Source organism: Micrococcus sp. KRD077 (assembly GCF_017168505.1).
GTDB classification, from domain to species: domain Bacteria; phylum Actinomycetota; class Actinomycetes; order Actinomycetales; family Micrococcaceae; genus Micrococcus; species Micrococcus luteus.
The window spans coordinates 38,948-52,218 of the sequence record NZ_JABFAZ010000042.1 but is presented as its reverse complement, the minus strand read 5'-3'; the positions used below and the strand labels follow the sequence as shown (position 1 = coordinate 52,218).

7 protein-coding genes and 2 pseudogenes are annotated in these 13,271 nt (G+C 66.8%); 6 read left to right on the top strand and 3 right to left on the bottom strand.

The window, feature by feature from the left end:
- The 3 genes from J1M39_RS10765 to J1M39_RS10755 all read left to right on the top strand — a co-directional run.
- Nucleotides 1-1,563 (top strand): fatty acyl-CoA synthetase (locus tag J1M39_RS10765; RefSeq protein WP_241254120.1); only part of this gene is annotated, 1,563 nt, incomplete at its 5' end.
- Nucleotides 1,560-2,762 (top strand): acyl-CoA dehydrogenase family protein, encoded by a 1,203-nt coding sequence (locus J1M39_RS10760; protein WP_073116639.1) that lies wholly within the window; start codon nucleotides 1,560-1,562, stop codon nucleotides 2,760-2,762. The genes J1M39_RS10765 and J1M39_RS10760, both read left to right, overlap by 4 nt.
- Before the next feature lie 64 nt (nucleotides 2,763-2,826).
- Nucleotides 2,827-3,627 (top strand): enoyl-CoA hydratase/isomerase family protein, encoded by an 801-nt coding sequence (locus tag J1M39_RS10755; RefSeq protein ID WP_101967494.1) that lies wholly within the window; start codon nucleotides 2,827-2,829, stop codon nucleotides 3,625-3,627.
- A gap of 100 nt (nucleotides 3,628-3,727) precedes the next feature.
- On the opposite strand, the gene J1M39_RS10750 is transcribed toward J1M39_RS10755, so the two are convergent.
- Nucleotides 3,728-3,937, bottom strand: a complete 210-nt coding sequence (locus J1M39_RS10750; RefSeq protein WP_002857973.1) for a hypothetical protein — start codon at nucleotides 3,935-3,937, stop codon at nucleotides 3,728-3,730.
- A 75-nt stretch (nucleotides 3,938-4,012) separates the two neighbouring features.
- Nucleotides 4,013-6,553 carry a GmrSD restriction endonuclease domain-containing protein gene (locus tag J1M39_RS10745; protein ID WP_152743734.1) on the bottom strand — a complete coding sequence of 847 codons (2,541 nt, stop codon included), beginning with the start codon at nucleotides 6,551-6,553 and terminating at the stop codon, nucleotides 4,013-4,015.
- Between the two features lie 353 nt (nucleotides 6,554-6,906).
- On the opposite strand from J1M39_RS10745, the gene J1M39_RS10740 reads away from it, so the two are divergent.
- Together J1M39_RS10740 and J1M39_RS12360 are read left to right on the top strand one after the other, a co-directional pair.
- On the top strand, nucleotides 6,907-9,792 hold the full coding sequence (locus J1M39_RS10740; RefSeq protein ID WP_206495775.1) for an SNF2-related protein: 2,886 nt from the start codon (nucleotides 6,907-6,909) through the stop codon (nucleotides 9,790-9,792).
- A 56-nt stretch (nucleotides 9,793-9,848) separates the two neighbouring features.
- Nucleotides 9,849-11,045 (top strand): annotated as a pseudogene (locus J1M39_RS12360) (site-specific DNA-methyltransferase); the annotation flags it as partial.
- A gap of 540 nt (nucleotides 11,046-11,585) precedes the next feature.
- Here J1M39_RS12360 and J1M39_RS10725 read toward each other — a convergent pair.
- Nucleotides 11,586-12,593: an IS481 family transposase gene (locus J1M39_RS10725; protein ID WP_206496770.1), complete on the bottom strand. Its 1,008-nt coding sequence runs from the start codon at nucleotides 12,591-12,593 to the stop codon at nucleotides 11,586-11,588.
- A 202-nt stretch (nucleotides 12,594-12,795) separates the two neighbouring features.
- On the opposite strand from J1M39_RS10725, the pseudogene J1M39_RS10720 reads away from it, so the two are divergent.
- A pseudogene (locus J1M39_RS10720) lies at nucleotides 12,796-13,143 on the top strand (DEAD/DEAH box helicase family protein); the annotation flags it as partial.
- Nucleotides 13,144-13,271: the final 128 nt, after the last annotated feature.

The window sequence follows — 13,271 nt, the reverse complement described above, 5'->3', positions numbered from 1 at the left end:
CACCCCTCCCCCGCCCCGGAGGACACGATCGGCCGCGTGTTCGCGCGCGCGGTCGCCCGCTCCCCGCAAGCCGTCGCCCTGCGCTTCGAGGACCGCGACTGGACCTACGCCCAGCTCCGGGACGGAGCGCACCGCGTGGCCCGCCGCCTCCAGGACACCGGCCTGCCGGCCGGCACCCGGGTGGCCGCCTACGCCACCAACTCGGACGCCTACGCGCTGCTCTTCCTGGCCTGCGTCACGGCCGGCTACGTGCACGTGCCCGTGAACTTCGCGCTCAAGGGCGGCGAGCTCGCGCACGCCCTCGAGGACTCCGGCGCGGAGCTGCTCGTGGCCGACGCCGGCATGCTCGAGCGGGTCGACCAGGTCCGGGCCGAGGGCCGCGCGTCGGCTCTGCGGCACGTGTGGACCATGCTCCCCGCCGGCCACGCCGAGCCCTCCGTGCTGGAGACCGCCCGGGACGAGACGTTGGACGCCGCCGCCCCGGAGGCGGAGGTGTCGGCCACCGACCTGGCCCAGCTGCTCTACACCTCCGGCACCACCTCCACTCCCAAGGGCGCCATGATGTCCCACCGGGCGCTCGTGGCGGAGTACCTCTCCTCGATCATCGCGTTGGACTTCACGGCCGAGGACCGCCCCCTGGTGGCCATGCCGCTGTACCACTCGGCCGCGATGCACGTGTTCCTGCTCCCCTACCTGAGCCTCGGCGCCACGGTGCGCCTGCTGGCCGCCCCGGACATCCCCCGGATGCTCGAGCTCGTGGAGACCGAGCACATCGGCTCCCTGTTCCTGGCGCCCACCGTCTGGGTGCCGCTGGCGAACCATCCGGACCTGGCCACGCGCGACCTCTCCTCGCTGCACAAGGCCCAGTACGGGGCCTCGATCATGCCGGTGACCGTGCTGCAGCGCCTCCGTCAGAGTCAGCCGGGCATCGGCTTCTACAACTGCTTCGGCCAGTCCGAGCTGGGCCCGCTGTGCACCGTGCTGCGCCCCGAGGAGCACGACGCGCGGCCGGCCTCGTGCGGCCGCCCCGTGTTCCACGTGGAGGCGCGGGTGATGACGGCCGACGGCGTCCCCGCCGCGCCCGGCGAGCCCGGCGAGATCCAGTACCGCTCGCCGCAGCTGCTCTCCGGCTACTGGAACCGCCCGGATGCCACCGCGGACGCGTTCACCGACGACGGCTGGTTCCGCTCCGGCGACCAGGTCACCCAGGACGCGGCCGGCTACATCCAGGTGGTGGACCGCATCAAGGACGTCATCAACACGGGCGGCGTCCTGGTCGCCCCGCGGGAGGTCGAGGACGCGATCTACGAGCTCGACGAGGTGGCCGAGGTCGCCGTCATCGGCCTGCCGGACGAGCGCTGGATCGAGGCGGTGACCGCCGTCGTCGTGCTCAAGGAGAGCGCCGAGCTGACCGCGGAGACCGTGCGCACCCACGTGAAGGAACGCCTGGCGGACTTCAAGGTGCCCAAGCGCGTGGACTTCGTGGCGGAGCTGCCGCGGAACCAGTCGGGCAAGCTCCTCAAGCGCGCGCTGCGCGCCGAACGGACGGAGGGGTCGAAGTGACCAGCCTGCAGAAGCCGACCTACGACGTCGCCACGCCCCTGGACGTCGACTACCTGGACGCGTTCGGGGAGGCGACGGACGAGGACCGCGCGCATTGGGACCGCGCCCGCGCCTACGGCCGGGAGGTGCTCGAGCGGATCGACGGGCACTGGGACCGGGCGGAGTACCCGTTGGACCTGGTGGCGCGGGCGGGCGAGCTGGACCTGCTCACCGATGGGCTGGAGGTGCCGGGGCACCCGGTGATGTCCCCGTTGGCCGCGGGCCTGGTGGCGATGGAGATCTCCCGGGCGGACGGGTCGATGGCGGCCGCGGCGGCCGTGCAGGGCGGGCTCGTGCTGCGCGCCCTGGTGCACTGCGCGAGCCCGGAGCAGAAGGAGCGGTACCTCGAGCCGGTGGCGCGCGGCACGCTGCCGGGCGGGTTCGCGCTCACGGAGCCGCTGCACGGTTCGGACTCGGTGTCCCTCGAGACGTCCGCGCGGCCCGACGGCGCCGGCGGCTGGGTGCTGAACGGCGCCAAGAAGTGGATCGGCAACGGGGCCGCCGGGGGCATCACGATCGTGTGGGCGCGCGACACCGAGGACGGCCAGGTCAAGGGCTTCGTGGTGGAGCAGTCCACGCCCGGCTACGAGGCCGAGGTGATCACGGGCAAGGGCGCGCTGCGGGCGATCCACCAGGCCGAGATCACGCTGACCGACGTGCGGGTCGGCGACGACGCGCGGCTGCCGGGCGTGGCGACGTTCAAGGACGCCGCGCGCGTGCTGGTGGCCACCCGCGTGAACGTGGGCTGGTCCGCGCTGGGCCACGCGACCGCCATGTTCGAGGCCGCGCTGGCCTACGCCCGGCAGCGCGAGCAGTTCGGCAAGCCGCTGGGAGCGCACCAGATGGTGCAGGAACGGCTCGCGCAGATGCTGGACGAGGTGACCGCGATGCAGACCCGCTGCGTGGCCGTGGCCCGCCTGCAGGCGGCCGGGCGGCTGCGTGACGAGCAGGCCTCCCTGCTGAAGTACGCCTGCACCCGGGGTGCGCGGCGGGTGGCGCAGATCGCCCGGGACATGCTCGGCGGCAACGGCATCCTCCTCGAGCACCGGGTGATGCGGCACTTCGCCGACGTCGAGGCGCTGCACACCTACGAGGGCACCGAGTCCGTGCAGGCGTTGATCCTCGGCCGGGACCTGACCGGGATGAGCGCGTTCGCGTGAGCCCCGGCCGGCCGTCGTCGTGGCCGACGCCCGCACACCCCACCTTCCGACCCCAGGAGCTGACATGACCACCGCACCCACCCCTTCTTCCTCCGACGACGCCCCCGCCGTCCTCGTCGAGACGCGGCCCGGCGTCGTGCGGCTGACGCTGAACCGGCCCGCGAAGGGCAACGCGCTCGGACTGACGATGGCGCGCGAGGTGCTCGCGGCGATCGCCGCGGCCGAGGCGGACGACTCCGTGCACGTGCTCACGCTGACCGGCGCGGGGCGGATCTTCTGCGGCGGGGGGGACGTCCAGGCCATGGCCGCCTCCCCCGCCGGGCCGGAGCGGCGCGCGATGATCCAGGAGCTCGGCGAGGCGGCGGGCGAGGTCGCGGTGGCGCTGACGGGCTCTCGCCTGCTGGTGCTGGCCGGCGTCAACGGGACGGCCGCCGGGGCGGGACTCGGGCTCATGCTGGGTGGCGACGTCGTGCTGGTGCGCGAGGACGCGCAGCTGGTGACGGCGTTCTCCGCGCTCGGGATGACGCCGGACACGGGCGTGTCCTACTGGCTGCCGCGGGTGCTCGGGCCGGTGCGCGCGACGCAGCTGCTGCTCGGCGGTCGGCGCCTGAACGGGACCGAGGCCGTGGGGTGGGGCCTGGCGACCGAGGCGGTGGCCGGCGACGCGTTCGCGGCACGTCTGGCGGAGCTCGAGGACGAACTGGTGGCCGGTCCGGCGCACACCTATGGGCCGACCAAGGCGCTGACGCGCGGGGCCGACGTCGAGGCGCTGCGCGCGCACGTGCGGCAGGAGGCCGCGTCGATCGCGGCGGCGTCCGAGCATCCGGAGGCCGTGCGGCGGGTGGAGGCCTTCGCGGGCCGGTGAGGGGCGGTGAGCGGCGGGCCACGGACCGGGCCGTGAGCGGCCAGGCCGACGACGCGCCTCCACCGGGCCGACCCCGGTCAGGTGCGCGAGGGCGTGGAGGTCACTTGAACATCTTCAGGACGTCGCCCAGGCCGACCGTGGTGCGCCGGTAGACGGCGTTGTAGGCGGCGCGCTTCGGATCGCGCAGCCAGCCCATCCCCTTGCGGCCGTAGCCGGGGATGACCTTGCGCTTGATCGCACGCTTGGCGCGGCCCGTGGTGCGGGCCTTGATGGACTTCTTCAGGCTGGGCTTGCGGAGACCGATCTTCATGGGGCGAGCGTACTGGGTGGGGTGGACGGGGTGAGGGGGTCAGCGCCTCGCCAGGACCTGCCCCTGGCAGGGCTGTCAGGCACTTCTGTCGTCCTCCTGGACGGTGCGCAGGAACCACTCCAGCGCGTCGAGGAACGCCTCCTGCGCCGCGGCCGGCCGAAGGGTCTGCGGCTTGATGCTCGGGCGCCGGCGGAGAGACTCAGGGCCGAATTCCAGCCCGGGGATGAGATTCAGACGTCCCCGGAATTCGTCGAGAAGCGCCTCGTCCGTGAAGGGAGGCCACTTCGCCAGGTGATAGAAGACGACCTCGACGCCGTACGTCGGGTACATGATCACCGGCCAGATGGCGCGTGCTGACGTGCGCGGGACGACCAGGAAACAACCGCCGGCGGCATTGTCCGCGAATTCCGCCCGGCCACCGCGCTCGACCCAGCCTCGTTGGACCTCGATCATTGCGCGGGCCGATTCGGGATCGTTGTGGTCGTGAAGTCGGTCGACCCAGCGGTCCCGCAGCGCAGGGTCGTTGCCCGGGGCCGCGAGCGACCGGGGATCCGTCAGGTCGATGTCGACGTCGATGAGCTCGGCGAGCTGCTCCGCCAGCAGCCGCTGGCCGCCGTCGGCACGTCCGTCCTCGGAGAAGCGCACGCCTTCGGCCGCGAGGACGTCGTGGGGATCGTCCGTGCGGTGGACGTCGGTCCACCGGAAGGACGGAGAGACGGTGCCTCCCGCCTGGAGCACACGATGAGCGTGCGGCAGGGCCGTCCGTGCGAGGTAGGTCCCCACGGGGACCGGATGACTTCCGATCAGCCGTGCGAGTTCGCCGTAGGAGGTCCAGGACCCGGCGGGAATGGCCTCGACGGCATCCGTCAGCGTCTGCCAGGCCGTGTGAGCGACCCCGGAGGCGGCCTCTGCTGAGGGCCCCGGCCAGATGCCGACGATCCGGTCCGCCAGCCGCTCGGCGCGCGCACGGATCTGCGCGGGACCCCATACCGGCTCAGCGGAGATCTCCTGGTTCATGCGGATGCCGCTCTTGGCCAGCTCCGCACGCTTGACCGCGAAGGGCCCATTGCTCAGCTCGCTGTTGTACCCGGTGAGGGTGAGGTTGCCCAAGGTGTGCAGGAGCTCGGTGTGCACCTCTCGAAGGTCCTGGTGCGCCTCGAGCTGGCCGGCCAGAGCGCGCTCCCACTCCTCCGTGAGGGTCTGCGGCATGACGTGCTCGATGGTCGCGCTGTCGAGGTCCACCGGCTCCTTGCTGCCGTAGGACTCCTCGATCCACCGGAGGATCAGCTTCCGGTGGGCCGCCCGGCCCGTCGTGTAGAAGGGTGCCGTCATCACGGCCTGGCGGATCTGATCGTCGGAGGCGAAGTGCTTCCGTCCGCTGGAGAGGAAGCGCTGCAGGGCGTCCGCCGGATCGTCCTGACCTTGGATGTCGGCCGTGGCCGCGAGCAAGGTGGTGTTGAGACCGTCGGAGTAGCGGCCGAAGACGAGGCGTCGGACCAGGTACGACTCGAGGTAGAGGAGCGCACGGGCCAGTTCGTCCGAGTCGATGTCCCCCAAGGACCGGCGCTCCATCAGGTGCAGTGTGATCGGGAACGTCGTCGTCGTGCGCCAGGCGCGCAGGCGCGCCAAGCGGAACCGCACTGCGGTGTCCTTCTCCTTCTCCGGACGGAGCATGACGTCGTAGAGACGCCCCAATGCCAGGAACCGCTCGACTTCCGCCCTGACCTGCGACTCGTCCTGCAGGTCACGCATGCGACGCTGCTGCCCCGCGTAGATCTCCGTCTGGCGGACCTTGGGATCCTGTTGCACCAGGTCAAGCCAGAACAGCGTCTCCAGTTCCTCATTGGAGAGCAGGTTCTGCAACGGGAGCCACAGGTTGGTGTAGACCTCATCCGCCCGAGTGGGCAGCTGCATGAACAGGTAGTTCCTGAGCAGGTCGCCCTGGGTGAGCTTGAGGCCGGTGTTGTTCAGCGACTCGAAGATGCGGTGAGCGTTGTCGTTCTCCCCGGTGGTCACGGACACGATCGACAGGCCGGCGACGACGGCGGACTCGACCTCCGCCAAGGTCAGCGGCTCCTCTTCACCGTCGGCAGACGGTTGACTCAACCCGAGCAGCTTCGTCCGGAAGAACTGGTGGGCTTCGCTGATCCTGGAGCCTTCGGCAGCATCCGGGGCGTGCTCGATCCGCCCGCGGTAAGCGGCACGGTCGGCCTGGGTGGGCAGGACCTTGTACCGGAGATCGCCGTCCTCCCACTTGTTGACCAGGTACTTTTCGTTGACCCGATCGGCGTGCATGGGGCCTTCGTGCTCAGCCCGGTGGTCGCGGACAGCGGCGAGGAGGAGCGTCAGCGTCGTCAGCCGCTGCTGCCCGTCCACCACGAGCCACCGCTGGACGCCGCCGGGCCCGTTGTCCCGGAAGCCGGCGAGAACGAGGGAGCCGATGAAGTGGGTTGCCGATGGGTTGTCCCGCCGGTGGTCGGCGACGTCCACGACGTCCTCCCACAGTCGCTGCCACTGCGGGCGTCCCCAGGAGTACGTCCGCTGATAGAGCGGGACCGTGTACTGGTAGGAGCCCCCGAGGAGTTCCTGAAGGGTGACTTCACGCGCGGCGACCATGCAAGGCAGTCTACGAAGCCAGGGGCGCTCGCTGAGGAAAGACGATCGGTTCAACCGGGTCCACCGCCAGACCCAGAGCGAGCGGGCCCAGATAGTGACACGGACGTGAACGTGCCCGGCACCACACAGCCGATCGTTGTGTGGCAGTATCACGCGAGAACGCCTAACGGCCAGGGGAGCCGACACCGTGAGGCGCGTCGTCCTGACCATCGCCGCACCGGCTGAGGCCAAGCGGGGAAAAGCGAGGAGCGTGACGCCGTGAAGCGTGCAGTGGCCCTATCGGATCGCGGCAGTGGCGATCCGACCGCCCGATCCACGTCACCTCTCTCCCGTCTACACCAGGAGGGCTGAAGATGGCGATGCCTCTCTCCGACTACCAAGCGAAGTACTTCGCCCACGAGCTGCAGCGCAGCTACGCGAACGATCACGTCGGAAAGCTGGCCGGGCTGCTGTTCGACGCGCAGGTCGAACCCAAACCACATCAGATCGATGCGGCGCTTTTTGCACTCCAGACGCCGTTCCTGCCGGGTGTGATACTGGCGGACGAGGTCGGCCTGGGCAAGACGATCGAGGCGGGCATCGTCATCTCGCAGTACTGGGCTGAACGCAAGCGGCGCATCCTGATCATCGCTCCCTCGAGTCTGCGTCAGCAGTGGAAGCAGGAGCTGTACGAGAAGTTCCTCATCCCGTCCTCGATCCTCGACGCCAAGTCGAAGGACGCGCTGCTCGCGAAGACCGACACTCGCGCCGCTGAGGTGCTCATCTGCTCGTATGAGTTCGCCCTCCGCCACGAGACCTCATTACTGAAGTCGTGGGATCTGGTGGTGGCTGACGAGGCGCACCGCCTGCGTAGCTACTGGAACGGGAAGGCGAAGATGGCCGAGGCCGTTTCGCACGTCGCCCGCAGCGCTCACAAAACCGTTCTGCTCACGGCGACGCCGCTGCAGAACAAGCTCGAGGAGCTGTACGGTCTGGTGTCGATCTTCGACCCAGACTACTTCTACTCTCTCGACGCGTTCCGCGAGCGGTACATCAAGAACCGCGACCTGACGGGCGACGACGATCTGGTCGAACGTGTGGCAGCGATCTCCAAGCGCACGCTCCGCAAGGACGCCAATAAGTACATCCGGTTCACCGAGCGCATGCCGATCACGGTGGAGTTCACACCGTCACCCGATGAAGAACGCCTCTACGACCTGGTCAATGACTACCTGCAGCGCGACGAGCTGTTCGCTTTCGCGGGCTCGCAGCGCCACCTTTCTGCCCTGATCATTCGCAAGCGTCTCGGTTCCTCGACGTATGCCGTTGCGAGCACTCTGGAGAACATCGCGAACCGTCTCGCGGACGAGGTGGCCGCGGGCAAGCTCCGTGACAATCGCGGCGGGCTGTTCCTGGCCGACTTCGAGACCGGTGACGAGCTCGAGGGGGAGATCGTCGAGGAAGCCGAGGAGACGACGGCTCCGGCATCGAGTGCGCAGCTCGACGAAGAGACCCTCAAGCGTATGCGCGCCGAGGTGGAGGAGCTTCGCGAGTACGCGGCGCTGGCGCGGTCGATCACTGACAATCAAAAGGCAGTCAAGCTGGGTGAAGCGCTCGACATGGGCTTCGAGCGACTCCGCGAGCTGGGTGCCGCCGAGAAGGCGATCATCTTCACTGACTCGACGAAGACACAGGAGTACATCGCCCGCACGCTGGCCGACACTGGTCGTGGCGAGGGCGTCGTGCTGTTCAACGGCTCGAACACGTCGCCTGAGCAGACGGCGATCTACCAGGCGTGGCTGACGGCAAACCAAAACAGCGACCTGATCACTGGCATCCCCGCTGTCGATCGCCGCAAGGCGCTCGTGGACTACTTCCGCGAGCAGGGCACGATCATGATCGCCACCGAGGCAGCGGCTGAGGGTATCAACCTGCAGTTCTGCTCGATGCTCGTCAACTATGACCTGCCGTGGAACCCGCAGCGCGTCGAGCAACGTATCGGCCGAGTGCACCGTTTCGGCCAGAAGCACAACGTCGTAGTAGTGAACTTCAGCAACAAGGGCAACATCGCCGAGCAGCGCATCCTCGAGCTGCTGACGAACAAGTTCCAGCTGTTCTCAAGTGTGTTCGGCGCCTCCGACGAGGTGCTTGGCGCGGTGGAGGACGGCCTCGACTTCGAGAAGCGGATCAGCGATATCCTCAACCGTTGCAAGACCGCCGGCGAGATCGACACGGCATTCAAACAGCTTGAGGATCAGTTCGCAGGCGAGATCTCAAAGGAGATGGCCAGCGCGAAGGCCAAAGTCTTCGATAATCTCGACCCGCACGTGCAGGATCGCCTCAAGGCGTATGACGAGCAGTCCGGTGACGTGCTCAACAAGTTCGAGCGTCTGCTGCTGGCGATCACCCATCACGAACTGCGCGATGTCGCGACGTTCGAGGGCGACGGCCCCACGTTCGTGCTGAATCACGCGCCGACTGACGATGCGCCGACGGGCCGCTACTTCTTCAAGTCAAAGCCGCTCCCGAACGCACACCAGTACCGATACGCCAGCCCGCTCGCGCAGCACGTCGTAGACACCGCGAAAGCGCACGCGACACCGCAGCGCGAGCTGACGTTCTCGCTCGGCCAGTCGAAGCGCGCCAGCAACGCGGTCAAGGCGCTCGAGGGCAAGAGTGGCGAGCTGACGGTCAATCTGCTGACCTTCACGATGCGGGCGCGCGACGAGGACATCTCCGAGTCGTACATGCTCGCCGGTGGCATGACCGATGACGGTCAGTACCTGGATGAGGAGTACGTCGCCGACATCCTCGACCTCGCCTGCCAGGGCGTGGGTGAGCGCCCGGTCACGGTCGATATCTCCAGGGTCGAGCCACATCTCGAGGCGCGGCTCGGTGAGCTGGAGAAAGAGGTCCAGGGGCGCAACTCCCGCTACTACGACCAGCAGGAGGAACTGCTGTATCGGAACCAGCAGGATCGCAAGGCCGAGCACGAAGGCAAGATTCGCGAGTACCGCGCCAGGGAAAAGGAAGCCCGGAAGGCCGCGAAGCAGGCGGATGACCCGATGGAGCAGCTTCGCCTCAAACGCGAGGCCCGCACGTGGGAGCGCCGGGCTGACGAAGCGGACGACGACTTCCGCGCCGCACGCCGCAAGCTGCAGGCCGAGATCGATGAGAAGCTCGACATGATCGAGCAGTCCCTGCAGGGCACTCAGAAGATCGAACACCTGTTCGCGATCCGTTGGCGCATTGTCGCGTAACTGCCAGCGTTCACAGACGATATCGCACTTTTCAAACTGAGGAAAGAGAAAATCCGATGAGCGAAGAAGTTCACGAAACACCATCCACCACCCCGAACTTCCAGACTGAGCTGGCCGCGCAGATTGCTGAGTTGATGCCCGAGGTCATTGCCGACGGCAAGGTGGACATGGAGAAGCTCAAGGAACTGCTGGACGGCGACGCGGCCGACACCAGTGAGCGGTTCGGGCTCTTCTGGCCCGGCAAGAAGCGCGCCCTCCGTGCCGCGCAGGAGCCGACCACGGCAACACTGCGTCCTGACTTCGAGAACTCGAAGGACTGGGACACCACCAAGAACGTGTTCATCGAGGGTGACAACCTCGAGGTGCTCAAGATCCTGCAGAAGCACTACCACGCCAAGATCAAGATGATCTATATCGATCCGCCATACAACACAGGCAAAGACTTCGTCTACCCGGATAACTATAAGGAGGGTCTTGACACCTACCTCGAGTGGACGCGTCAGGTCAACGAGGAGGGCAAGAAGCTCTCGACCAACGCCGACACCGAGGGGCGCTACCACTCCAACTGGCTGAACATGATGTACCCGCGACTCAAGCTCGCGCGGAACTTGTTGACCCAGGACGGCATTATTTTCGTTTCGATCGACGACAACGAACAAGACAACCTGCGAAAGCTCTGCAACGAAGTGTTTGGTGAGAGCAACTTCATTGCCTCCTTTATGTGGAAGCGAAAGAAGGAGATCTCGAGCGACACGAAGAACGTCGCTGTCCAAGGAGAGTACATCCTTGCGTACGGCAGAAGCTCAGATGCGCTCGTGAACCCTGAGCCAATCTCTGAAGAGTATGTGAAGTCCGCGTACAAGGAACCTACCGCTGAATTTCCTGAAGGTCGGTGGCGACCTGTGCCGATCACGGTGTCGAAGGGGCTCAAAGGCGGGGGCTATGAGTACGATATCCATACGCCTGGCGGCACCGTGCATCGTCGGCTTTTTGCGTACCCCAAGAAGAGTTATGAGGAGCTCGTCGCGCGCGGGCGCGTCTACTTCGGAAAGAATGGGGATGGCGTGCCTCAGCGAGTCATTTATGCGCACGAGAGCAAAGGGCGGCCAACGACAAACTATTGGGCGGATGTTGCAACGAATAAGGAGGGGAAGAAGGAGATAATTGACCTATTCGGCGATAATGTTTTTGACACGCCAAAGCCGACGGCATTGGTGCAGAAGATGCTCTCACTTGCGGTGGGCCCGGAGGACATTATCCTCGACTTCTTCGCAGGATCGGGAACAACTGCTCATGCCGTGATGCTCGCAAACGCTGCGGACGCTGGTCATCGGAGCTTCATCTCAGTCCAACTCCCTGAGCCCACGCCTGAAGGGTCTGTGGCCCGTCGAGAGGGTTACGCGACGGTTGCTGATATCGCGCGGGACCGTATTCTGCGTGTTGGTCAAACGATGTCGGGAGACAGCGGATTCCGCTCGTACCGGCTCGCTGACACCAACTTTTCGAAGTGGAAGCTCTCGAGTGACGTCGACCGGACCGAGCTCGAGCAGCACCTGTTTGACCTGCGCGAGTCGAGCAACTCAGACGACGCTTCGGCAGACGATCTCCTCGCGGAGATTCTGCTCAAGCAGGGCTACTCCCTGACGGAGCGGATCGCTCCGGTTGACGTGGCCGGCCTTGACCTTCGCTCGGTGGGTGATGGCATCGTGCTCGCCTACCTGAACGAGCACGTCAAGCCGACGCTCGAGCAGTTGCGTGCCGTGGTCGACGAGGACCCTGCCCGTCTGATCGTCCTAGATGTAAGAGGTCATGACGTTGTTGACTCGTGCCGGGGCCAACGAGGTTGGCGGGGCGTCCCCGCAGGAGGTATGAGGCCGATGGTAGTTGTAGTGGTTCACCCACACCGCCAGGGCCTCACGCCGAGCTTGCTCTGAGGAGTACGGGCGGGCGTAGAGGACCTCATCGACCATCAGCCGGTTGTACCGTTCGACCTTCCCGTTATGGCGCGGGGTGTAGGGGCGGATCCGGTGGTGCCGGCCCCCGAGCGAGACCACCTTCGCGGTGAAGTCCACGGCCCGGTAGTTGTTCCCGTTGTCCGTGATCACCCGGTCCACGGTGATGCCGTGGGCGGCGAAGAACGCCCTCGCCCGGCAGAAGAACCCGATCGTGGTCACCGCCTTCTCGTCCTCCAACGCTTCGGTGTAGGCCAGGCGGGTGTACCCGTCGATCGCCGAGTGCAGGTAGGTGTACCCGACCCGTCGGCCAGGCCCGCGTTTGGCCGCTCGCGCGTTCTCGGAGTCCCGTCCGTGAGCACGCCAGCCGCCCCCGTCAGGGATCTTCCCGATCTTCTTCACGTCCAGGTGCACCATGTGCCCCGGCCCTCTCGCGGTGATCTTCTGGGGTCGTTGGCGCAGGTCCTCACCCGTGGGCGCGAGGTCTCGCAACCGGGAGATGCCCAGCCGGTGCATCCACCTCCCCACGGTGCGCAGGCACAGCTGGTGGCCTTCGGAGGCGAGGTGGTGATGGATGCGCCGTGCGGACCACTTGCGCTCCCGCCGCAGGGCGTGGATCTGGGCGACCAGGACCGGATCGAGCTGGGCAGGTGAACGGTGCGGCCGGCTGGGCAGGTCCTGAAGGCCGGCTTCTCCCTGGGCGCGGAAGCGGGCGACCCAGGTGGCCACCGTGGGCCGGCTCACCCGGAACTCGGCGGCCACGTGTGCCTGCGGGATCCCGTCGTGCAGGTGGCGGTGGACCATCCTGAGACGGCCGGTCGGGGTCAGAGGTGCGTTAGCGTGAGTCATGAGCGGGTCTCTTCTGGCAGGTGGGTTGTTGAGGAACTTCCATCCTGCGGGAGAGGCCCACTCGTCTCATCTCAGCCGGCGCCTCGTGGCAAGAACCTCATGACCCACAACACCTAGAGGACGCGTTCCAGGGTGACGATCAGTTGAAGACCAATCTGGCTCAGCTCTGTAAGAGCAAGGGCATCGAGCTCTGGACGGCGTGATGAGCAGCGGGTTCAAGTTTGACGCCAGCCAGCCCTACCAGCTCGACGCGATCAAGTCTGTCGTCGATCTGTTCGACGGCCAGCCGAAGGACGCCGAGAAGCTGGAGACGACGCTGCGCGGCCAGGTGGCCGCGTTCGACGAGACGGAGAACGCCGCGCTCGACCTCGACCTCTCGCAGGAGGTCGGCGCCGTCGGAAACCGCCTGGTGCTCGACCGCGACACGGTGCTTGCTAACTTGCAGCGCGTGCAGGACAAGAATGGCCTCGAGGTTGCCTCGAAGCTGTTCGATGACTCCGGCCTGGACTTCGATATCGAGATGGAGACGGGTACGGGTAAGACCTACGTGTAGGGCGTGTCAGATGGTCTGTGTAAGCCGTACCGAGAGGAACGGTAAGAATCATGACCATGATCGACGAGAAGAACCCAGGCGAGCCCTCGGGCCAGGACCTGGTCGAGCAGCTGAAAGCCTCAGGG

What these genes read in the sequence shown, in the direction of transcription:
- J1M39_RS10740 (WP_206495775.1), top strand. Translation starts at nt 6,907, where the DNA reads ATGGCGATGCCTCTCTCCGACTACCAAGCGAAGTACTTCGCCCACGAG.
- J1M39_RS10745 (WP_152743734.1), bottom strand. Translation starts at nt 6,553, where the DNA reads ATGGTCGCCGCGCGTGAAGTCACCCTTCAGGAACTCCTCGGGGGCTCC.
- J1M39_RS10725 (WP_206496770.1), bottom strand. Translation starts at nt 12,593, where the DNA reads ATGACTCACGCTAACGCACCTCTGACCCCGACCGGCCGTCTCAGGATG.
- J1M39_RS10750 (WP_002857973.1), bottom strand. Translation starts at nt 3,937, where the DNA reads ATGAAGATCGGTCTCCGCAAGCCCAGCCTGAAGAAGTCCATCAAGGCC.
- J1M39_RS10755 (WP_101967494.1), top strand. Translation starts at nt 2,827, where the DNA reads ATGACCACCGCACCCACCCCTTCTTCCTCCGACGACGCCCCCGCCGTC.